The following is a 22,228-nucleotide window of genomic DNA, read 5'->3' as shown; positions in this document are numbered from 1 at the left end:
TGCAGGGTCAGATCAGACGGAGGCCGAGTTGGATGCGGATTTCTGCAGAACCTCGAGCGCCTCGATGAGGTATGTGCGGAACACCGGGTGGTTCTCGCTCATCGGGAAGTGCCCGATGTCCTTCATCTCGATGAACTTCGCATTCTTGATCTGTGCCGCTGTGCGGGCACTGTCCTCCGGGGTGGTGAGGTAGTCGTAGTCGCCGGTCAGCATGACGACCGGGCAACGGTCGCCGTCGATCTGGTCGAGCTTGTCGCGCAGATCGTGGTCCACGGAGTAGAAGTGCAGGTCGCCCTTGAACGCCTCGGACCCCTGCGTGTAGTAGAACCAGGTCTTCCACCGGTCAGCTTCCGGCGACTGCGGTGCCATGAGATCCCATGTGCCGCTGGCGCACACTTGCGCAGCGTTCGCGTGGGGGTGCTGCCACCAGTCGAGGTAGAAGCCCGGCGAGTAGTCGGCACCCTCGACCGGGATGACGCCGGCGAAGCGTTCCGGATGGCGAAGCGCCAGCTGCAAGGCGATGTTGCCACCGAACGACGAACCCATGAAGATCGGATTCTCCAGTTCGAGCGCATCGACAAGAGCCACGATGAAATTGGCGTAATGGTCAGCCGAGAGCTTGTACTCCTCTTTCCACCACTCTGTGTTCTCAGGGGGATCGGACTTGCCGTGGCGGGGCAGGTCGTATGCGATCACGCGGTAATTCTGAGTGATCTCCTCGTCTTCGAGCAGTCCACGCCACTGGTGGTTGTGGCACCCTGCGGTGTGCTGGCACACCAGCGGCTGGCCGGTGCCGTTCTCGAGGTAAAAGACTTTGTACAGAAGACCGTCGACGTCGACATCGACGTAATGGCCGGTTACGGGTGAAATCTTGCTCATGTTCTGTTCCTTCGGTGAGTCGTGTGGGGGTCGGGGACTAGACCGGGACGCCGACGGCGCGCAGCAGTTCGATCTGGCGGGTGACGCAGCGCAGGTTCTGCATGAGGACGAGGACGTCTCCTTCGAGCTTCATGTCGCGCTGGAACGACGCCGCCCAGATGCCGTGAAACATCGGTGCCGGAACGGGAACTCCAAAGCCCTGCCACGTCTCGACGCCGGCGCGGATGGCGAACTGGTAGGGCCGGTCGAGCGGGCCTGGGTCGACGGCGATTGCGTGGACTTTGCCGTTCGACATCTCGATGACGAAGGAGTGGGTGTCCATGTCGAGGAGGTACGAGCAAGTGAAGTACGTGCCGTGCGCGGAGATCTCGGCGTCTGCGTCGGATGCTTGGGTGAACGCGTCGGCCCACTGTTCCGGGGTCTGGGTGGTGGTGTCGGTTGCTGTTGTCATGTGACCCATCACACGCTGGACCTGCGGGTTCGTCCAATACCAATCGGTCGCCCGATCGATAGGAAACAACTACTGGTGCTGGTCTAGCTGCGGGAATAGCATCGGGGACGTGAATCTTCCGTTGGAGCTCAGGCCGTTGTCGTATTTCGTGGCCGTCGCGGAAGAGCTTCATTTCGGCAAGGCAGCAGCGCGGCTGCATATCGCACAGCCCTCGCTCAGCGTGCAGATTCGCAAACTCGAACACTCCTTGGGAACCGCGCTCTTCATCCGCGATTCCCGTCATGTCTCGTTGACCCCTGCCGGGGACAAGCTCCTCGAAGGGAGCAGGCAGCTTCTCGCCGATGCCGAGCGTGTCGCGTCGTTGACACGTCAGGTGGGCCGCAGCGGGCGCAACAACCTGATCGTCGGATTCCAGGCGAACGCTGCCGCGGAGCTGACGCCGGACATCTTGTCGGCTTTCCGTGCTCTCCACCCCGACGTAGCGGTCGAGATGCAGTCGTTCGACTTCACCGACCCCTACGTCGGACTCGGCGACGGGTCGGTCGACGTCGCGTTCGTCAGGCCGCCGGTCGTCGTGCAGGACTGGCTTGCGCTCGAGACACTGTTCGTGGAGCCGAGAGTGCTTGTCGTAGCATCCACTTCGCGTCTGGCGCAGCAAGATTCGACCAGTGTCGAGGAAGTGGCGGGGCAACCGTTCGTCGCGAGGCGCAGCCCGGAATCATGGAGGGACTTCTGGCTCGCCGTCAGCTCGAGAGACGGTGAGACCGTTCGTCTCGGTGCCGAAGTCTCCACTGTCGACGAGTGTTTCGAAGCCATCCTCTCCAGCAAGGGCGTGGCGTTCTCGCAGGCGTCGACTCAAAGGTTCTATGCGAGGCCAGGTTTGGCATTCGTTCCGGTTACGGGTATACCCCCCACTCCTTTGTCCATCGGGTGGCGTTCGGACGTCGACTCGCCTCTGACCCGCGACTTCGTGGCTGCGGCCCGCAGTGTCGCCGTCGATTGTCCGGTTCCGAACTCGTGGGCACCGCCGACCGCCGGCGTTCCGTCGCTGCTCGATCGCTACCAAGCCAAGCTCACGTCCTGAGACCCTCCCACAGGGTCGAGACTTAAAGCTTTCCTCGTCCCGTCCGGACTTCTCTCTGCGCCCGCGGTGGTTCCACCAGGACCTCAGCGAAGACTCCGTCCTTGAGTCGCCACAAGTGAAACCGGGGCCGCTGAGTGGTGACATTCTTCAGGTGCTGGGCCCCTTGCAATTTCAGTGACTTCGTGTGGCGACTTGCTGTCCACAGATTCTGCCCTACCGTCGTCTCTGCCGGCCAGTCTTTTCATCAATATCTTCGACGAAGGCAGCCACCGACAGCCGATCAGCACTGCCGGCAAAGTGCGCGCGAAGCTCACGGTGAAACTCCTCACCAAAATCGAAGAGGGCTAGCGTGGCAATTGCATCTGACATCTCCTCCAGATTGGCCGCTAGGGCGGCTGCAAGAGCGAGGACCCAGGAGGCGGAGCGTTGGTCTGCAAATGCTGCAATCAACAGGGGCGCAGCGGCTTTGTCTGGACGACCAGCGTCTACCTCAAGTTGGCCGATCTCGCCCCAAGGCCCGCCGTGTAGCACATCGCACTTCGCAGCAGCGAGACACCGCTTGACTGAGCCGGAAAAGCTCTCGATGGCGGAGCGATCACGCAGAACACGTTCGGCTTTCTTTGCGTCGCGAACTCCGTTCTCCATCCCACTTGAAAGTAAGAAGCTTGCGATTCCGTGCCTCAGACGCCATGCGGGATGCCAGACAGACGCTACCTTCAAGTACTCCTCGAACTGCTCCTTCGCCTAAGTGATCTGACCTTGATGCAGAGCGGAGTTGGCGTGTCCCCATTGAACGGGGCCATATCGTTTTAGAGTCTTGTTACCCATGAGCTGGGCGGATAGGACGATGGAGAACATGGCTGGACGGAAACGCAACTCTGCCGAGGACATCGTGCGCAAACTGCGCCGTGCCGACGAACTGACCGCTGCGGGCAAGACGCAGGAGGAGATCGCGGCGGAGCTCGAGGTGTCGGCGGCGACGTTGTACAACTGGCGGCGTCAGTACGGCGGGATGGACACCGATGCCGCGAAGGAACTCAAAGAGCTGCGCGAGCAGAACGGCAAGCTCAAACGCCTGCTCGCCGAGGCCGAGCTGGAGAAGGATGCGCTGCGGGAGGTAGCGAAGGGAAAATTCTGAGCCCAGCCGCCAAGCGCCGCGCCGTCGACATGCTCGTGAACACCATGAGTCTGTCGAAACGACTGGCGTGCAAAGCTGTTGGGCTTGCCCGCTCCACCTACGCACGAACACCGATAGCCGACACACCCGAGGACCCCGACGCGGCCCTGAGGGCCGCGTTGCGGAAATACGCAGGCTCGCATCCGCTGCACGGCTTCCGTCGCGCCTGGGCGCATCTGAGACACGACGAGGGCATGTCGGTGAACAAGAAGAAGGTGCACCGGCTCTGGAAGGAGGAGGGTCTGCAGGTTCGGATCTACCATCCACGCAAACGCACCGGCATCAGCTCGTGCCCGCAGATCGAAGCCGATGCACCGAAAGTGGTGTGGGCTCTGGACTTCCAGTTCGATTCGACCGTCGACGGGAAGGCGATCAAGATCGCGTCGATGATCGACGAACACACCCGGCAGTCCCTGTTGAACATCGTGGAGCGTTCGATCACCGCACAGCGGCTGACCGACGAGCTCGACAAGACGTTTGCACTGTGGGGTGGGCCGCCGTTGGTGCTGCGAATGGACAACGGTCCGGAATTCATTTCCCATGTGCTGCAACAGTTCTGCCGAGATCGCGTCGGTATTTCCTACATTCCGCCGGGGACGCCGTGGAACAACGGACACATCGAATCGTTCAACAACCGGCTACGGAAGGAGTGCCTGAACCGCAATCACTGGACGAGTCTGCTCGAAGCGAGGGTGGTGATCGAGGACTTCAAAGACGACCACAATCATCGACACCGGCACTCATCACTGGGCTACCTCACGCCTGCTGAGCACGCTGCCCACTGCACCCACAACCACCAACCGGTCGAGGGCTGCGAGATCGACTGAATCAATCACACCGTGGCTCTTGAACACGGTGGTCCGACTATCGGGGACCTGCCAGGAACGCTTTCGGCATGGTGAACATCCTTCCACCGTGAGGAGTGATCCTCACAGATCAGATGTCAACCAAACCTGGGGCAGTCCCAATCGATCACGACCAGCCACCCGAGCGCATCTCCCCCGTCTCATCGACGCCGTCGCTTGCAGTAGTGGCTCTTCTACGGCGTGAGTGGGAATTCCTCTTCGACCAGCTGAGGTCGATCACCGCCGTCGGCGCATACATTCACCGAGTAAAAGGCGACGAAGTCGCACCGGGTGAACACGTGCCACACTATTTCGAGCTCGCGAATACCGACCTCGAAGCAACCCGGAACGCTGATACCAACAAACACTATCCAGCACTAGCCCAACACTTTTCGTATCCCCTCTTACCGAGGGAGCCAGCATCGAGTCTCGACACCGCGGGGGCAGCGCTGTATCGCCAGATGCTCGAGGACGTCGCTACGTCGTCCTGGGATCGTCCCGAACTCGACCGCTTGAACGTGCTGCACATGCTCGATCAGCATCCGGTACTCGAGCGGGCCGCGATCGGCCGACGACTGCTCGACCAGCTCCGAATCGCTCAAGACGCGCTCAATGGTGAGACGCGGTTTGAGCCTCGCCGTTACTGGCTGGGGGACAACCACTTACATTTAGCCTTCGGCGTGCTGAACCATCTCAGCGGACACCACCAAGCAGTCTTCCGTGGGTGGACGATGCTCCGCCACCACGAATGGATCTCCGGGCTTCCCGCCGACGCAGTTGGCTTGCCGGACGGTCGCGGTTCTTCTCACTCCCAGGCACGATGGCCTTCGCCCATGGGACACAACAATGTACGTACTCTTCGGCGAAATCGATGTTGACGAAGAAGAACTGGACGCATACCGTCGAATATTCGGCAGCACAGCCTAATTCGCTCGCAGACTGCCTGAGTTGCGGGCCTTTACCGCAAGACTGTTTCATGCGACTGCAGGACTAACGTGTCGCCAGCGCCTGCCATGCCCGGGCCACAAGGTTTGCCGCTTCGCGCGCTGTCACGATCAGCCGCGTCTGCCCTGACAACTGACTCAACCAATCGGATTCGGTCGGTATGTCCGCGAATTGCCACTGCCCTGGCAGCTTGTTCGTGGGCCCGAACCTCCGATACAAATCGGCCACTGCCGGCTCGAATGCGCCAATCCGAGTGAGTGCACACAAGTCCCACAGATCACGCGACGCCCGCCGATCACACCAGGTGGCCGTCTTACCCGCAACGAAGGCGGGCCGCGTGGGCACCGTCAACTCAGCTCCCGGTGCATCCTCAAACCGCTGTTCGAGTCGCCGGTTCTCCAGAGGCCATGCTGGGCGACCTTCCGCCGACAGCAACTGCACCTTGACCGCCAGTCCGGACTGCGACCTCAACACTGCACCGAGGCGCTCAGGCACCTCGCTGATCGCAGGATCCCACACCAGACGCCCGTGGCTGCGCATCACCGCGCGTGGGAGAGCGCGGTCGAGATCACGAGCGACCTCCGATCTGGAACCGACCGCAATCAGGTCGATGTCCTCACTGAGACGACCATCGACCAAATGGGTTCGAGCCAAGGCTGTTCCGCCGATGAACACAATCCGATCCGCGAAATGCGCACTCAGATAGCCGAGCAGGTGCGAGATCAGGTGATCCCGCTCGACCTGTGCACGCGCGACACCGAATTGCGCGGCCACCGAGGCCAACTCGCGGGGATTCACTACTTCTCCCCCAACCGAGCCTGCAGCCGCGTCAACGTCATTCGCATCTTCTGAGCCCCAGCGATCTCGGCTAACACTTTCGGATCGCACCGTCGATACAACTGCTCCACCGCCGGCCACACCTCAGCCTCGGCGTCACCGAGACCCGGACGCTTTACCAGATCCAACACCGTCTGCTCCGCAGTCGTCACCAACACCGGACCCAACTCGGTATCGATACGCTCCGCATCCAGACGTGCGGTGTCGCGCACGACGAACCGAACCAACGCCGGCCGATCCACCAACCGAATCGGATCGTGTCGCGTCGGCACAGCCACCACAGCCGTCGCCAACGCACGCGGAAGAACACCGTGCAACCGCGCTGCGCTGATACCCATCACCACAGCGTCATCGCGGCCGTACGCCGCGACAGCGATACCAACTGCTGCAGCCTCCAGGCCAGGCATCCACTCGGTCCCGACCCGATCGTCGGGCACGGCCACGTAGAAGCCCGTCGCCACTCGGTGCAGCAGGCCCAGGTCCGTCAGCCGCGCAAGCTCGGCTCGCGGGTGCGCGTAGACATCGGCCGCTGTCGCGGCTCGCACCATCCGCATCGGAAGCCGTGCAAACGCGGGAGGTAACCCGGCATGACGGCGTCGCACATCGCTTGTCGTCACAGTTACCTCCATCAAATGTCGGATACGTAGGCTCCAAGCCTACAGAACCGACACTGATTCCAACACTGCACCTCGGCCCGGCCATCACCTGCCCAGTCCGTACACATCCACCTACATCCACACGAACGCTCACCGATGAGTTAGCGACGAGTTGTGACATTCTGTGACACCGAACGCCGGATCGAGCCGCCGAACCGGCAAATCCCCAGGTCACGAGCGACACATAAACCCAGGTGGACGAACCGGGCTCGCGCAAGAAACGAGCGGCAACAACAGGCCAAAAAGAGACGGCCCCAACCATTTTCGCTGGTCAGAGCCGTCCGAAAGAGCCTCCTAACGGGATTGAACCGTTGACCGCTCGCTTACAAGTATGTTGCGAGACAACCAGATACGTCCGCACGGAACCACCACAGAGGCTCTGACCTGTGTCGACCGTCCAAGCGGGACCATCCGAATCCACTCTTGTAGGTACCGACTTGTGACACCCGTGTGACAGCGAGACCCGATCCTCAGAGACGTGCCGGATAGAACGCGCCGACGAAGTCAGCACTGTCACGAGTTCTGGCCACCATTCAGTCCACCGATCCCTTGCTTTGACACTCTTCAGCGAACCAAGCCCCCACGTCCGCCATACCATCGAACGGGCACGGTCGCGTCGTGATACATCGGTTCGTACCGGAGCGACCTGGCTCTGTCGGTATTGTCTGTTGAGCCACGGACAGGGCGACAAGCTGTAAGCCGTCGCCCGCGGACGAAGAGGAGCCCGTTCCGATGATCGCTGCAGCTGGTTTCAACGGCGTCGTCCGCTTCGACGGTCGATACGTCACCATCGAGCGAAGCGGGTTGATGGCCAGACTGTCGGTCGGTGTCGGAGAGAAGCGAATCGCACTGTCTTCCATACAAGCAATTCAATTCAAGAAGCCGACACCGTTCGTCCTCGGGTACATCGAATTCACTATTCCAGGTGGCATCGAGGTGAATTCACGCTTCACATCGGCATCTCGACGAACGGGTGAAAGCGAGAACGCCGTCACCCTCGAGCGCAGGCACGTCCGCGATATGCTGGCATTACGTCAAGCGATAGACGACGCACTGGTAGCACCCACTCCATCTCCCCCTGCCACATCGAACCCGATTCCACCGCCTCCCCCGCACGTACCCGCGGGTTGGTACCCGAACCCCGATCGCAACGGAAGTCTCCGATACTGGGACGGACAGATGTGGACCACTCACACAGCCCCAGCGGGGTAGAGCAGAACGTATACATCACCGAATCAGTCCGGCCGAGGCCCTTACCTGTGTTTCATACGTGCTGCATCTCGGGGGCCTCGACGAAGAACGGCCCGGTCAGCTCGTGCCGCGTCGGCACAGCCACTACAGCCGTCGCCAACGCCCGCGGAATCTCCACGCGGGTCTCTTCATCTCGGCAAACGACCGGGTGATGCTCCACAACTACCGATGGTCCTGGACGATCTCCAGCGCCGAGTGGGATGCTGCGAATTGGGGTGCGCTTAGGCCAACACTGCAGGTCAGTCAGATTGGCGTGGACGTCGACGGGCCAGGCGTCCGCGTGAGCGGCCACTCTGGCCTTTACATAGACGGCTGGGGACGCGTAAACCTGCGTGCCGATCTGGATGCGGGCGATAACTGGTCTTGGAACCACCGGCGAACTCTTTCGCTAGGATTTGAGCTCGTTACAACTATAGATATGCCGATCGTCCGGGGAATGAAATCGGCTCGGTCAACAATAACACTCCAGTACACCCCTTCGTCGAATGCTGGCAATCTTGAGTGGATTCAGTCACTACAGTGTGGTGCGTACACGCTCATTGCGTCAAGAGCTCCAATAGATCAACGCGGACCGCCATTGACGTGGCAGGACCTCGCCCTTACGGGTGACGCCGATGACGTTTCGGCGGAACTCCTCGGGAAATGCTTTCAGCACGGGAACATCCTTCCATTGTGAGGAACGATCCTCGCAGATCAGATGTTAACCAAAGCCAGGGAAGCCCCGCACGCCCCTCAGCGACTGTGCAGAACAGTTAAAGCCAACCAACTCGCGAAAAACGTATGCACCATCCCACCCCAGTTCCGCAACTTACCCAGCTGCTTGACAGCAGTCGACTACGATCAACCGATGAAGATATCCTCTCTCGTCAAACCGGTAAGAAGACCCCACGACATCGCGATAAGAGGTCGGGCTGTGTATTACTCGTATTCGTTCGACCTCGGCCCTGGTCTGAATATAGAAAAATTAGCCGATCAACTTCTTTTAAAGAACCTGGGCAAAAGCGCGGCATCACCAATCTCGGATGAAGTCAGATTCAGCAAGTCCCATATTGAGACGGAAAGAATTTTACGTGATATTCAATCAATCAAGACCTTGCAACACGCACTCAAATCTGGAGACTTGTCTACACTTTCGACTTTTCGCCGATATTTTTGGCTATCTCTCAAGGTTGCATCTTCGGGATATATTCAAAAACTCAGATCAGGAAACGCAACCGAGGAAACGCCAAAGACAACAGACGAAATTGAGGATCTGAGCGTTGAACTGGACAAATTGCAAGAGGAACTGCGCCTGAGTCAATCACGATCCGAGGCGTGGGCATCGATACGCAACCTCGCGGAACGTGATCGATACGCTCCGCGCTATTTCGACAAAATCCCTTACATCCGGGTCGAGATGAGACAGGTCCCATACACGAGCTTTCTAGTCGGCCAAGACGTCATCGAAGTCTCACTACTGCTCCACACGTCCGGCGTCTGCATTCTCACTCTTGCGTCTGCCGTATCAACCGCCCTGGACCTTAAAGCAATGCGAAACTGCATGGTGAGCGATCTTAACCGAATCGACACCGTCAACATTGCTGCGCCAATTTACAACCACTATTGCAGCGCAAACGGAGTCCAACGGTCCAAATCGAATGATCTCATGCGCGAAGGTGTCGGCTGGATTGACCTTAGTACCAGCGACACAGCCCAGCTGACTTTTCACTCGGTGTTCGAGATCTATCGCGATGCGATAAGATCGGTTTTTGGCAGTGGTGGGCGCAACGATTGGAGCTCCTACACCATGTTGTCGATAGGGGCACCGGTGTGTGCGTGCGAGGGCAAAGCCGCAAAGGACAGACATCGCCACGATTTAGCACTGACTGCGCTCAGGGCGACGTCAGCTGTACCTCTAAACGCAGACACAGTGTCAGAATTACTCGCGAATAAACTCAAGGTCTCAGACCGAGAGCTTTGGGTATCTGCAGGTAGCGCAATCTATGCAAACTGGGCCGCGAATGAGCCGGACTATCGGGAAGACCTAATGCAACTCATTCCGATCGAATCAGCCGTTCGACAAATCCGCCAGCTGCAGCAGGTCGATCGCGAGACATCTGCGGCCACGGTTCGCGACAAGAAACTGTTTGCCTCACAGGGAATGCTGGCAGTAGGCCTCCAAGAGTATCGAAGAAATCTACTGAACGGGCCGGATGACGAGAACATAATAAATGCAATACTTTCCTCAAATTCTGCTGACACTCTTTACGAAAGATTACTTGACCGCGTCAAAATTCTTGAGAGCATAGTTTCTACGCGCTACTCCAGAATGCAGACTCGACGCTCGATCGCAATCACATCGTCCGGTTTCCTCGTAGTAGTTATGTTTTTAATGCCTCGCATAAGTGAATCGATCCGAACGTTTGAAAGACAGAGCCAATGGTCAAAGGATTTGGTATCGCTTGCGTCGGACACACTAGGGGGACGTGGGCCCTTGGTGCTGTTTATATATTTCGGCGCACTCGCGCTTACAGCCTTCCTTCTCGTGGCATTCTCGGTTCGGTGGAGGAGAAGCGGACACCGGCATCGCCAGTACGGGTTCAAGCTACCGCAGAATAAGTCCGTCGATACAGTCGGAGACTGAGTCTCATCGCTGACAGACATTGCACCCACTATCCAAGGACCCGCCATGAGCGACAACGACACTGACCCACCGCCACTCAGAGGGACCTTCTGGTTGGCCAGCGATTCGTTAAACTCGGTACGCGCCAGCTTGCAATACCGCGACGGCACCGACGCACTCTTGACCGTCGACGGGCAGATCACACCCGGCCGGTCCCAGCTTCGGCACACAACCGGCTCCAGCGCAACCACCATTCGCGCACCCCACCCTGATGATGCCGTCGCTGACTTTGAGCCGGTGACAGTTCACGGGACTCTCGAGGACGGAACCGCACTCACCCTCCTCGATACACGGATTATGTCGTCCCCGCTGTGGCCACCCCGGTCGCCCCAGCAACGCGCGACAGTACAAACGACTGTCCGCGGTGCGCATCTGACTGGTCCGGAACATCAATTTCACTCGATTCGCTTCTCAGTAGACATCCCTGGGGGTTGGGACCACCTGGCCGCTGACTCGTCAGGTAAATACGCTGTTGCTGAGGGTATTTCGTTCACATTCATCGAAGACACCGCCGGGCGTCTGCTTTTCGAGTACGTCTCAAGCTCGCCCCGATCATTGCTTGAGTTGAGAATGAGCGCTTCAAACGCGATTGCAGGCTTGGTGCAATTATGCACCCGACGTGAACCGCGCGTTTCCTCAATCTCCGTCTCAGCCGATATAGACGGGCCGTTGCTAGCAGTCAAGCTGACCGAGGAACGCGAAACTGAGTCCCGCCCAATGCGGACTTTTATACCTCTAGAGGCACTTACGGTAGAAGTATTGGTTCACTGGCTCAGCGTCTGGCAGAAAATCGGAAACTTGGGTGATGCCGTTATCGCTGGCCGAGATGATGTGGTTGAGGCCAATGTACTCGTTCTGTGTGCTGTAGCCGAAGGCCTTGACAACCGTCTTTTCGGCGACACCAATGAGCAGCTCGTTTTGACGGAGGGCCAGCGAAAGACGATCCGCAGGTCGGCCCGGTCCGCAGGGCTTCGCGCGTTCGACGATCTAGGAACGCCTACCGCTCGCGCGGACATCGAGCGAAGCCTGACCGACAGCTTGGCGGGTTTCGGCAGAATGACCTTTTCTGACAGGATGAACCGTTTGGCGACAAAAGCTGCTACAACAGCTCCAGGGATAATCTCGGATTTTTCAGAGTCTGACATTGCGCCACATGAATCATGGCAGGACCTTGTAACTTTTGCACGAAACACAATGGCCCATCAGATAAGCAGATTCGTGGGAAAACGACATCGTGATCGTCATTACAGGCTACTCATTTCGGTGTCAATGTCGTTGGATTGGGTCTTAAAAATTCTGCTGCTGAACGAATCCGGGATACACCCCCTCATCGTTGAGAGGTCGGTAATTAGCGATGCTGAGTTCCAGTACTACCGAGCGAATATCCGTAGCACACTCAATTGCTGATTCAGGTGCACGCCTCGGTCGCACATCGTAGAATTTGTTGGTATCGATCGCAATCCACGCCAGGTCCAATGACTCCACCGCTCCTCACGCCGCGACGCTTAGCCATGCCTGACCCGATAGCGTCATCTCCCAATCAGGTTCGTTGACAAATCCGAGAATTGCCACCGAAGCGGCCCGGTCTTGACTCCGCTGTAACTCTTTGTGAAGGAAACATTGTATGAGGGCGCGAGTCGGCAATGGGTCACCGCCTTCACTACACCGGAACATCGGCAGCGTTCGTGATCGGCTGCTCCTCCCGAGAAATCGTCGGTTGGCACGCCTCGACGGTCGAAGACACCACTATGGTTACCACGCAGTGGTGATAGCACCATGCGACGAGATTACGGTGGAATCGAACTGGCTCAGGGCTCACTCATCACAGCGACGCTGGCAGTCCGTCGCGCAGTGCTGTTGTGCAACGAAGCCGTGCAGGGAACGGTCTTGTTGCGCTCACCGCAGTCAGTCCCGTTGGCGCGAGTGAGTTTGCGATGGAGGCCTGCTGATCGATCCGCAGCGGAAGTCGGGATTCACCTCAGCCACCTCAGGCGTGGTGCCCCCGTGCGATCATGACCGGGCGGTGCATTAGCTGACCGAAGGTGCGCGGCCGGGCGCTTCGATTCCGCTCACCAACAGTCGCAACCCAGAACTCACGACAGATCGGTACAAATGGGAATACAGACCAGCTAGTTGCTAGCGCAGCCGCGAGCTGTTCGTTACGGTGCCTAGTTACTGAGGTAAGCGAGATGCGGGAGGCGCAGGCAGATGCCAGGGGCATGGAAAGCAGCGGTTACCGGCGCGGGTTCGGGACTGGGCCGTGAAGTGGCACTGCGGCTAGCGGGCCAGAACTGGTCACTTGCTCTCGCGGACAACAACTACGACGCACTCCTGGACACACAGTCTCGATGTGCTACTACAACCGAGATCGCAAGCGCGGCCCATGTAGACGTCGCCGACCGGGCCGAGATCGACTCGTGGGCGGCATCTTCGCGCAATGCACTCGGCGGTATCGATGCTGTCTTCAATGTCGCAGGCGTTCTTTACAGCGGCGACGTCATCGATACTCCCCCAGCTGACTTCGATTTCGTCATGGCAACAAACTTCGAGAGTGTGGTGAATAGCTCTCGTGCCTTCCTGCCAGACATTCTGAAGTCGCGCAGAGGTCGAATTGTGAACGTCTCATCTGCATTCGGGGTTGTGTCCGCACCAGGTTACTCGGCATACAACTCGTCCAAATTTGCCGTTCGAGGCTTCACCGAGGCGTTGAATCAGGAGTTGCGGCTGGCATCACGAACCGCCCGCGCGACATGTGTCATCCCCGGCGGGCTGAAGACATCGATCGCCAGAACAGCACGGTCGGCACCAAACGTCGACCAGGGCCGCACTGCCGAGCTCTTCGACAGCCGTATAGCCCGAACCGCACCCGAAGACGCTGCTCGAAAGATCATCGCGGGAGCGTGGAAAGGCAAGTCGCAAGTCACAATCGGGCCGGACGCCCGCCTTGTACACATGACCGCACGAATGCTCGGCCCTCATTACACTCAGATCCTTCCTGCAATGCAGGCGCTGCGAAGGCGTTGACGCGCCGCCGCCCACAGACAATCCACCAACGAGACCTGCGGGGGTCGGTCAACAATGTCGAACAATTGGATCCTAATAGAGACTTTCGGTGAAGCAGAACCGTCGGTTATCGGGCTTGGGTCATCGCCGAAAAGTTTCGTCCCACTCCACAAGCTCTTTCGTAGCGCGTCGAGCCGCGACGATGCTCTGGCCGCGACAGCCCAGGTGCTCTCTGGCGAGTCCGCCCTGGACGGACGGTCTCGCGATGGCCACCGACGCGTACTTGCAGAACCGCTTCGGACTTTCGCCGGCCGCATCCACGGCGTGTGGCTGTGGCTCGGACGCCACGACGAGACTCCACCTCCGCGGGACGCCGCCGGGGCGTGGCAATTCAACCTCACCAGGAGTACTGCAAGTGGCAGCGACGACCTACTGGACCTCTATGGCGTGCCGCAATCCGAGCGCGAAACTCAGCGCGCCCTCGCAGGTGCCTTCACTCGACTGGTTACGAATCGCGACGAGAGTGAGGCAATGGCCAAGATCGTGCACTCTGCACCAGGAACGATTCATCAGGCAGTCTGGACCGTACGCAGAGACGACGGGGAACTTCGTGCAGCACACTTCTCTTGCCGAATGATTCGCGTGAACAGTACTGCAGGTGAGGAAGTCATCCTTCGCGGGATAACTCATGACATCGGCACCGCCGGCGAGATCAGTACTGCTCCCCCACCCACAATCCTTGAGCACCGCGTTCTGGAAGCGTCTACGAGAGAAGGCGAATTTCGCGCACTCGTGAACCTTAGGACGCTGAACTTGTTGCGTTGGTACAACTCTGAACCTGCGCCGAACATCTGCTGGGAGCACCTTCCCAATCAACCGGTACCGGCAATTCATCCCGACGACCTACCAACTGCGAAGCAGATGTCCAACGCACTGGCACGCGAACGAACTAGCGGAGTTCTCCGATTCAAAGCGCTCGAGGGCGGGTGGAAACCGATGCACTTGGACGGCGTTCTAGTGTCACTCGATCAGCACACCACAGCCGCGCTCGTGACACTGACTGAGCTTGAGGGAGAATAAAACTGTTCGCAGACTCGCGCGGACCTACAAGGACCGGAGTGGACTGACTGCGACCGATCGGGCTGAACCGGGGGTACGTTTATAAGTTGCGTTTTTTACAGCGCCTGCGCGCGTGTCGAGCGGGCATCCCGGGTCCTCCTCCACGCAGCGGCCACAGTTTGAGTCGTCACACCGTACACGCGGGCAAGCAACTCGACACGTTCCTCTGTCTCGGGCTTTCTTCCACGTTCAATGTCAGCGAGAACGGTTGTCGACACCCCGATTTGCTGAGCAGCGTCACCCTGCGACAACGCTGCATGAACTCTGAGGTCGGACAACTTGAGCTGCGCCTCAGGAATCGGAACCAAGGCCGCGACAGATATGCGCAGGGCTTTCGCAATTCGACCAAGCGTCGCGGGCGGTGGCGTCGAGCGCCCCGTCTCCCAGGTCGATACCGCCTGCCTAGTTGCACCCACTTTCGCCGCAAGGTCGTCAGCACTGAACCCCGCACGTACCCGTAGCTCACGCAACCGGTCAGCGCGAAACCCACGAACTCCGCTTCGCGGCACTGTCCCAACTCCCTGTCGACCTTTCAAGACAGTCCCATCTTCCTCGATCCATCACGACCTGGAACTGTTGTGTGTTTTATAGTTGCGCGTTACTGTTGCAAATATGCGCTCATTCGATTTGAGTTCCACCAAGCTGAACCGATTGCGCGGTACACCAAACCTGTTCTACAGTCCTGATGCGCGCCCAAAAGGGATTCCTCAGTGCTTGTCGATCTCGGCACTGCTTGTAGCGCGGGACATCAGGACGGTCTGCTCGCAGGTTCCGTCCGATCATTCCTGTCGGGAGTTCTACATGTTCGCGTCCGCCCTTGCCGCATCGCAGTTGCCGTCTATTACCGGGCCCGGCGTTCGCCATCGTCGAAGTTCAGCATTGGGCCAATACGGACGAGGTGCGACGCCATGTGCATTTGACCGACATTGCCGCTCTCGCCGAGGTTACGGGGGCGAACCAAAGTGAGTGCCGCCCGGAATGCGATTGAGCTAAATCTCCTCTTACAGAATCAGTTCTGCGCGGCAATCGTCGCGAATCAGACACATGGCGACTTGATTGCATGCTCGCTCGACCACGGGCACTCGGGTCGCCACCAGTACATCGGTGACGATGGAGCGCTGCTAGCCGAGTGGGGTCCACCCACATCCCGCAACGAGCAATCCATTCCTACCCCTAAGCCGTAGACCTGGCAGTTCAGACTGCAACCCGACCCGAGTGGGCTTCTGCTGGCAGTCCCACTCGTGAGCTACCGGGACTCCCCGACGTCCTGTAGCTCGAACGGTGGACCGGCGCGAGGGTCGCGCAGTGAGCGCATTTCATCATGTTCAGCGCTGCGCGATCCCCGAGGGACATCCACCCGATTCCCACACCTCCACTGACAGAAAGGAATACGACCGATGCTTTGGCTCTTCACGCAGGACTGGTTCTGGCGCAGCCTTGGCCTGTTTTTCGGCTGACAGCTTCTCCAAGCATGCCGTGGGTGCCAGCGTGTGTCGATCGACCTGGCACCCACCAGGAAACATACAGAAGTTTCACGTTCCGGCGTCGTCGACGTCACAGCCCCCGCAGTTTCTCTCAGTTTTGACAGGAGTCGAAATATTGTCCGACAGAACTCGTTTCAGATCCATCGCAGCGATGGTGGCCATCGCAGCGTGCACGCTGTCGGTCAGTGCGGCGCACCTGTTGGTGACGCCGGCGACGGCCTCGGCCAGCCCAGAGCAGCCGTGGCTCGACGAACTGGTCACCGGCTGCCCCGCCCTCTACACACTCGCCGTCCAGGGGACCGGACAGTCCTCGCCGGATGCGCCGATCAAGGCCGACACCGGGATGCTCGGAACGGTCCTCGGCCCGGCGCTCGAGGCCGCGAGAGTCATCGGTTCCTCGCTCGACCGCGCGTACGTTCCGTACCCGGCCGCGTTCGGCGGTGCCGTTCCCGGCGGTCAGCAGCCCTACACCGTCTCGGTGGAGGAAGCAGCCGCCAACCTCGAAGCTGCAGCCGAGAAAGTCGTCTCGAGCTGCCCGGCAACCCGATTGGCCATCATCGGCTACAGCCAGGGTGCGCACGCGGCATCGAATGTTCTCGAAGCGATCGGTGCCGGCACCAGCGCAATCCCGGCCGAGAAGGTGGCAGTGGGCGCTCTGTTCGGTTCGCCGACCAGGGCCGCCGGTTCGCCGGTCTTTCCCGGGAGCAGCAGCGACGACCCCTCACCTGCGCCCGGCTCGTCCGGTAGCCACGTCTCGGACCTGCCCCCGGTCTCCGCGCCCGCACCTGCCGGGTCGGGAATCGGACCGACCAGTGACGTCGTGTCGAGCTACGGATCACTGAGCGGCCGGGTCGCGTCGATGTGCCAGACCGGCGACCTCGCGTGCGATGCACCCGCGAACGCCCCGATCGCGCGAGCGGTGACCAATGTCGCCGGCCAGGCAGAGGTCGGCGGTGACCCGTTCCGCGCCGTGTCGTCCATCGGCATGGCGTTGGCGTCGACGTCGTTCGGCGTCGCGGTCGACGTCATCAACGAGGACGTCTCGGTACCGAAGAACTCACTCGAGAACCTGTCGATCGCGCCGAAGAAGTCGCTCTCTCAGCGGTTCGCGGAAGCATCGGACCCGAAGGCAACGCCTCCGACCGGGCAGGAAGCGATCGCGGCGCTGACCAAGGTCGGTCTGGTCGCGGTCAATGCGGTGGTGTCGGTGGCGAAGAAGGTCATCACGCCGCAGACCATCGCGGAGGTCTCCGCCGCCGGCTTGTCCAATCCCGCAGCGGCATTCGCGGTGATCGCAGCCAAGACAGCCAAGGCCGTGATCGAGCTCGTTCCGCCTGCGACATCGAAGCGGGTCGTGCAGCAGGCGTTCAACGTCGTCAAGAACGAGGTGACGGCCAACAAGGATCTGTTCGACCTCGCAGCGTTGACCTCCTACGCCAACACCATTGCCGCACATACCGGTTACGGCACTGCGGCGGCGACTCCACAGGGCGAATCGACGACACAGTTCGTGGCGGACTGGCTCGCGGCCGCCGCCGCCGATTTCGGTGACAGTTCCACCGATACGACGACGTCATCGTCTCCGTCGAGCTCCACCACGACACGCACCGCCACGCCCACAACCTCGGCTGCCACTACCTCGGTGCTGCCCTCGTCTCGTCCCTCCACCACGTCCGGGAGCGTCACCTCGCTTCCGGCCACAAGCCCCGTCCAATAGCTCCACCTACTCGAAAGGTCCACTCCTTCATGGGCACTCACAAGATTCCCACCCGGTCACTGACCCGAATCGCCACCGCCACGACCGCAGCATCGGTGATGGCCGTGTTCTGCTACGGCACCGCATCGGCCGCACCGGGAGACGCCCCGGCAACCCAGGGCGACATCACCACCGCAGCCCCGTCGACCCAAGGGCCCCTGACCTCCGATGCACCGTCCACACAGGGTGAACTGACCGCCCCCGCACCCGCACCGCAACCCGAACGCGTCTACTGGGTGGCACCGCCCGCGCAGTACGACAAGACCGAATGGCAGACCTGGGACGCGTACTACGACGACTCCACCAGCACCAACAACAGCGGCACGGCGACGACCTCGGACAACTCCGGTACCACGGTCGCGCCTGCAGAACCGGCCGCACCGGCTGAACCCGCAGCTCCGTTGGACGTGAACACCCTCCATGGCCCGACCGCTATCGAGGATCCCACCGCACCGATCGCCGCACCGGACAAGACGGTCAAGATCGGTGACTTCTACGCCGACCAGCCCAGCTGGCTCACCGACCAGGACCGTGACCGCACCAACAACTCCACGGCCGTCATCGAAGCGCAGGTGACCGACTTCTGGCGCTCGATCGGTGTCCCGACCGACCGCGCCCAGCGACTCGGTGCTGCTCAGATCGCCGCGGGCGGCGCAGGCCTGGTCACCGGCGCTGTCGCGGCCGGTGTCCCCGGTGCTGTCCTCGGCTCGCTCGCCGGCGGAACCATCGGCGGTATCGGCGGCGCGCTCGCCGGCGGACTGATCCCCATCGCCCCCGGCATCGCACCGATCACCACCGGTATCGCCGGCACCGCAGGCGGAGCCGCGATCGGTGCACTGGTCGGCGGTGTGCCCTCGGCCGCGATCGGTGGCGCAGTCGGTCTCGCTACGGGCGTTGCACTCGGAACCACCTACGGTGCCGGGGATCTCGGTGAGCCGCAGAAGATCGAACTGCCGGACTTCCCGCAGCCCGCACCGGCACCGGCACCCGCCCCTGCGCCGGCACCGGCACCGGCTCCCGCCCCGGTCATCGAGCAGGCCGCCCCGGTCTGGACCGTTCCGGACAACCCTGTCGACACCGCACGCGGATTCGTCACGACACAGATCGCCGGTGGCCAGCAAGCACTCGACACCGTCGATGCCGCTGTGGCCGACGCGACCCCGGCGGTACAAGCCGCTGTTGCCGACGCAACGCCTGTGGTGCAGGCCGCTGTGGCAGATGCAGCACCCGCCTTCGCTGCCATCGACAACGCGCTCGCGGCCGCCGGATTGTCCAACCCGCTCGCTCCGGCAGTGCCTGCCTGACCTACCCAGTGACCTGCTTCGGGAAGGTCGCGTTCCGACCGACCCGCACGCGGCCGGAACCGGCCTTCCCGAAGCTCCCCACTCCACCCGAACCCCTCGCGCTCTCATCGAACGTCTCAGGGACACAGGAGAAAACAATGGCGACCGACAATCACCGCGACAGCACGATGCTGTTCCCTGACCCCCAGGAAAACTTCGACCACTCGCAGTGGCAGCCGGCCGCAGACTCCGCCGTGCACCCGTCGACGACCCCCGAACCTCCGCTACCGGCGATGCCAGCAGTAGGCGAGAACAACTCCCCCACAACCGATCCGGCACACGACCTCGACACCGAACACGACTATGCCGATGCCGATTTCGGCGACATCGCCCCCGAGACCGTTCCCGTTCCGTACTGGGTCGCCGCACACGTCCCGGCCGACCGCCTCGTGATGGACCAGCCGCAACGCCGGTTCCGCCGCCGCCGCACCGCGCCCGCGCCGACTCCCCCCGTCGACGACGCGACCCCGCAGCTCCCGGCATCGCCCGCGCGCCCGCGTCGACGGATCTCCCCGACGTGGATCGTCGCTGCCGGCGTCGCGGCCACCGCATTGATCGGTGCCGTCGTCGTCGTCAACGGCCAGGACGACGCACCCGACCCTACGAACTCGACCGTGGTGGCTGCCCCGACCGCCGCACCGAGAGCGAGCACCACCGCACCCACCAGCGCCGCCCCCGCTCCCTTCTGCACAGCTGCCAGCACCCCCGACGCCACGACCACCGACGCTGCCGGAGGACGCGGAAACCCGGTCGATGTCATCGCAGCGTTCGAGCACGCCTACTACGTGGAGCGCTCCGGCGCGGCCGTCGCCTCCCTCATGGTCTCTCCGGCACCACCGGAACGCATCCAGGCCGTCATCGACCGCACCCCGGCCGGTACCGAGCACTGCGTGACGATCGCGGCCACCGACAACCCGGACGTTCATGCCGTCGCACTCGCGCTGCGGACACCGTCCGGATCGGAATCGGCCATCGCCTCCCGGATCACCACCGTGCGCACCGGCGCGAACTACGCCATCAGCAACGTCGAGGAGGTTCGGTGAGCACTGTGGTTCCCATCCGCCCGGGCAACACCCCACCGCCGCAGCAGGTCTGCATCGTGGTCGGGTCGTCAGCAGGTGGCGCTTCGTCGACCACCACCGCGCTCGGGCTCGCGACCGCCATGACCACACCGAAGTTTCCGGTCGTGGTGGCCGACGCCACCACCGACGGCGGCAACCTCTTCGAGCGCGCCGCCGCGCACACCCTCGACAACCCGGTCACCGCCGGCCTACCCGTCAGCAGCGCGGCCACCACCTCGAACGCAACGGTGTGCGGACCGACCTCGGACCGCAGCGACCTCACCCTGATCGACAGCATTTTCGCCTCACGCGGCGCAGCGCGCATCTACGACGTCGGCACGGCGCTCGACGCGCCCCGCGTGGCAAGCCTGCGCGGACAGGCCGTGCTCGTCCTGACCGCCATCGCACGCGCCGAACCACTCACCCGCCTGCGAGGACGCCTCGAGCACATTCGCGCCGCCCACGGGGCGACTGCGCTCGCTCGCACCGTCGTGGTCATCTCCCACACCATCCCCGCCGGCAGCGTCGATCTCACCGCCGTCCGTACCGGGCTGAGCCCTGTTCTCGGCGCACTGGTCGAGGTGCCCTTCGACAGTGCCCTCGCTGCACCGGGAATGTTCGATCACCGCCGCGTCGCCCCGGCCACGACGGCCGCATGGTCCACCGCCGCATCTGCCGCGCTGGCCCTCTCACTCGCCGCCGCCGACCTCGAGACCGACCAGCAACGAAAGCGAGAGCAAGCATGACCGAGACCATCGAGACCACCGACTCAGCGGGGCAGTGGATCTCACCGTCGCTGTGGCTGCTCGGTGCCACCCGCGAGGCAGGGGTGAGCACCCTAGAACAGTTCTGGTCCTTCACCGCTGACAGCGAAGGATCGTGGCCACCGGGCGACGACCGCGAGCGGGTCTCTCCGTACGTCGTCATCGTCGCGCGCGACAGTTTCAAATCGCTCACTGCCGCTCAGAATCTCGCTCTCGCACACCAGCGAGGAGAGATCGGAGCCGGATCGGAACTCCTCGGGCTGATCACCGTCGCGTCGGCCCCCACCTTGGACAAGCCGATACGCCAACACCGCGACGTCGTCGGCGGGGCGTTCGAGCAGTCCTGGCACATCGGATGGCACCGAAGCTTGCTGTCGGCGTCTGTGGATCGGCTCCCGCGCTGGCATCCTCTCGCCGCCGACGCAACCGCCCCCAACCCAGCACTACCGACCGATATCCACACCGTCGGCATCGCCCTGACCAACGCCGTACACGCACGCATCCCGGCACTGTTCACCGGACAGGTCGCCTCGTGAACGCCGAAACCGCCGTTCTGCTCGCTCAGGTCCTGCTGCACCCAGCCGAGAGCACGTCTCCCCCACCAACCGGGCCAGTCACGACACTGCCGACGGTTCGAGGGTTGATGCTGGTCATTTCCATCGCCTGTGTGGCGGCGGTGGCGTTCTCGATGGGGCGCATGGCATGGACCTGGAAACACAAGGACGGCCGCGGGGCAGAGAACACGAAGATGCTGATCGGTGCCGCGGTCTGCTTCCTTACCTCGTTTGCCGCCTACGAGCTCATGGGGTGGATCGCATGACGGCCGCACTCGGCGCACAGCTGCTGCCTCACAACAGGTTTCGGACCGCAGTACTGATGCGACCGATGTTCACCGCTTCACCGAACACGAC

The 22,228-nt window shown here is 61.4% G+C and carries 20 protein-coding genes; 14 read left to right on the top strand and 6 right to left on the bottom strand.

The genetic code is table 11. From position 1 onward, the window contains the following. Nucleotides 1-12 precede the first annotated feature (12 nt). Entirely contained in the window at nt 13-879 is an 867-nt protein-coding gene (locus CH268_RS01110) for an alpha/beta fold hydrolase (RefSeq protein WP_094662038.1), read from the bottom strand. A 37-nt stretch (nt 880-916) separates the two neighbouring features. Next, nucleotides 917-1,330: a hypothetical protein gene (locus CH268_RS01105; protein WP_094630630.1), complete on the bottom strand. Its 414-nt coding sequence runs from the start codon at nt 1,328-1,330 to the stop codon at nt 917-919. 109 nt (nt 1,331-1,439) lie between these two features. Here CH268_RS01105 and CH268_RS01100 point away from each other — a divergent pair, with 109 nt between their 5' ends. After that, nucleotides 1,440-2,414: a LysR family transcriptional regulator gene (locus tag CH268_RS01100; RefSeq protein ID WP_094662036.1), complete on the top strand. Its 975-nt coding sequence runs from the start codon at nt 1,440-1,442 to the stop codon at nt 2,412-2,414. Nucleotides 2,415-2,627: 213 nt separating this feature from the next. On the opposite strand, the gene CH268_RS01095 is transcribed toward CH268_RS01100, so the two are convergent. Further along, nucleotides 2,628-3,059, bottom strand: a complete 432-nt coding sequence (locus CH268_RS01095) for a hypothetical protein (protein WP_094662034.1) — start codon at nt 3,057-3,059, stop codon at nt 2,628-2,630. A gap of 211 nt (nt 3,060-3,270) precedes the next feature. On the opposite strand from CH268_RS01095, the gene CH268_RS01090 reads away from it, so the two are divergent. After that, a protein-coding gene (locus CH268_RS01090) for an IS3 family transposase (protein WP_441346958.1) occupies nt 3,271-4,418 on the top strand; the annotation gives its coding sequence in 2 pieces (ribosomal slippage) (nt 3,271-3,538 and nt 3,538-4,418; 1,149 coding nt in all). Between the two features lie 95 nt (nt 4,419-4,513). Then, nucleotides 4,514-5,314, top strand: coding sequence for a hypothetical protein (locus CH268_RS27515; RefSeq protein ID WP_141215067.1), 801 nt, complete (start codon nt 4,514-4,516; stop codon nt 5,312-5,314). A gap of 112 nt (nt 5,315-5,426) precedes the next feature. Here the strand turns inward: CH268_RS27515 and CH268_RS01080 are convergent, their stop codons facing one another. Together CH268_RS01080 and CH268_RS01075 are read right to left on the bottom strand one after the other, a co-directional pair. Further along, entirely contained in the window at nt 5,427-6,179 is a 753-nt protein-coding gene (locus CH268_RS01080) for a nucleotidyl transferase AbiEii/AbiGii toxin family protein (protein WP_094662030.1), read from the bottom strand. Beyond that, the gene (locus CH268_RS01075) at nt 6,179-6,772 is read right to left on the bottom strand and encodes a type IV toxin-antitoxin system AbiEi family antitoxin domain-containing protein (protein ID WP_094662028.1); all 594 of its coding nucleotides are present in this window, start codon (nt 6,770-6,772) and stop codon (nt 6,179-6,181) included. Before CH268_RS01075 ends, CH268_RS01080 begins: the two co-directional genes overlap by 1 nt. 834 nt (nt 6,773-7,606) lie before the next feature. On the opposite strand from CH268_RS01075, the gene CH268_RS27680 reads away from it, so the two are divergent. From CH268_RS27680 to CH268_RS01050, 5 genes are all read left to right on the top strand, one after another. Then, nucleotides 7,607-8,086: a DUF4429 domain-containing protein gene (locus tag CH268_RS27680; protein WP_176457810.1), complete on the top strand. Its 480-nt coding sequence runs from the start codon at nt 7,607-7,609 to the stop codon at nt 8,084-8,086. A gap of 886 nt (nt 8,087-8,972) precedes the next feature. Then, a complete protein-coding gene (locus CH268_RS01065) occupies nt 8,973-10,748 on the top strand; it encodes a hypothetical protein (protein WP_141215066.1) in 1,776 nt (591 codons plus the stop codon). 45 nt (nt 10,749-10,793) lie between these two features. Beyond that, on the top strand, nt 10,794-12,194 hold the full coding sequence (locus CH268_RS01060; protein WP_094662023.1) for a hypothetical protein: 1,401 nt from the start codon (nt 10,794-10,796) through the stop codon (nt 12,192-12,194). A gap of 801 nt (nt 12,195-12,995) precedes the next feature. Continuing rightward, nucleotides 12,996-13,811 (top strand): SDR family NAD(P)-dependent oxidoreductase, encoded by an 816-nt coding sequence (locus CH268_RS01055; RefSeq protein ID WP_094662021.1) that lies wholly within the window; start codon nt 12,996-12,998, stop codon nt 13,809-13,811. A 54-nt stretch (nt 13,812-13,865) separates the two neighbouring features. Then, nucleotides 13,866-14,870, top strand: coding sequence for a GAF domain-containing protein (locus CH268_RS01050; protein ID WP_094662020.1), 1,005 nt, complete (start codon nt 13,866-13,868; stop codon nt 14,868-14,870). A gap of 95 nt (nt 14,871-14,965) precedes the next feature. Here the strand turns inward: CH268_RS01050 and CH268_RS01045 are convergent, their stop codons facing one another. Continuing rightward, complete coding sequence (locus tag CH268_RS01045) at nt 14,966-15,418, bottom strand: helix-turn-helix transcriptional regulator (RefSeq protein WP_094662018.1); 453 nt, start codon at nt 15,416-15,418, stop codon at nt 14,966-14,968. Between the two features lie 1,090 nt (nt 15,419-16,508). On the opposite strand from CH268_RS01045, the gene CH268_RS01040 reads away from it, so the two are divergent. The 6 genes from CH268_RS01040 to CH268_RS27510 all read left to right on the top strand — a co-directional run bounded on the left by CH268_RS01040 (nt 16,509) and on the right by CH268_RS27510 (nt 22,137). After that, a complete protein-coding gene (locus CH268_RS01040) occupies nt 16,509-18,110 on the top strand; it encodes a cutinase family protein (protein WP_094662016.1) in 1,602 nt (533 codons plus the stop codon). A 29-nt stretch (nt 18,111-18,139) separates the two neighbouring features. Beyond that, nucleotides 18,140-19,453, top strand: a complete 1,314-nt coding sequence (locus CH268_RS01035; protein WP_094662014.1) for a hypothetical protein — start codon at nt 18,140-18,142, stop codon at nt 19,451-19,453. A 137-nt stretch (nt 19,454-19,590) separates the two neighbouring features. Beyond that, nucleotides 19,591-20,535: a hypothetical protein gene (locus CH268_RS01030; protein ID WP_094662012.1), complete on the top strand. Its 945-nt coding sequence runs from the start codon at nt 19,591-19,593 to the stop codon at nt 20,533-20,535. Next, on the top strand, nt 20,532-21,299 hold the full coding sequence (locus CH268_RS01025) for a hypothetical protein (RefSeq protein ID WP_094662010.1): 768 nt from the start codon (nt 20,532-20,534) through the stop codon (nt 21,297-21,299). The genes CH268_RS01030 and CH268_RS01025 overlap by 4 nt, the downstream gene beginning before the upstream one ends. After that, a complete protein-coding gene (locus CH268_RS01020; RefSeq protein WP_094662008.1) occupies nt 21,296-21,853 on the top strand; it encodes a hypothetical protein in 558 nt (185 codons plus the stop codon). The genes CH268_RS01025 and CH268_RS01020 overlap by 4 nt, the downstream gene beginning before the upstream one ends. Beyond that, on the top strand, nt 21,850-22,137 hold the full coding sequence (locus CH268_RS27510) for a hypothetical protein (protein WP_141215065.1): 288 nt from the start codon (nt 21,850-21,852) through the stop codon (nt 22,135-22,137). Before CH268_RS01020 ends, CH268_RS27510 begins: the two co-directional genes overlap by 4 nt. Nucleotides 22,138-22,228: the final 91 nt, after the last annotated feature.

The sequence above is a fragment of the Rhodococcus sp. 06-1460-1B genome, from assembly GCF_002258475.1.
Taxonomy (GTDB): Bacteria; Actinomycetota; Actinomycetes; order Mycobacteriales; family Mycobacteriaceae; genus Rhodococcoides; species Rhodococcoides fascians.
This window is presented reverse-complemented; position numbering and strand designations above follow the sequence as displayed.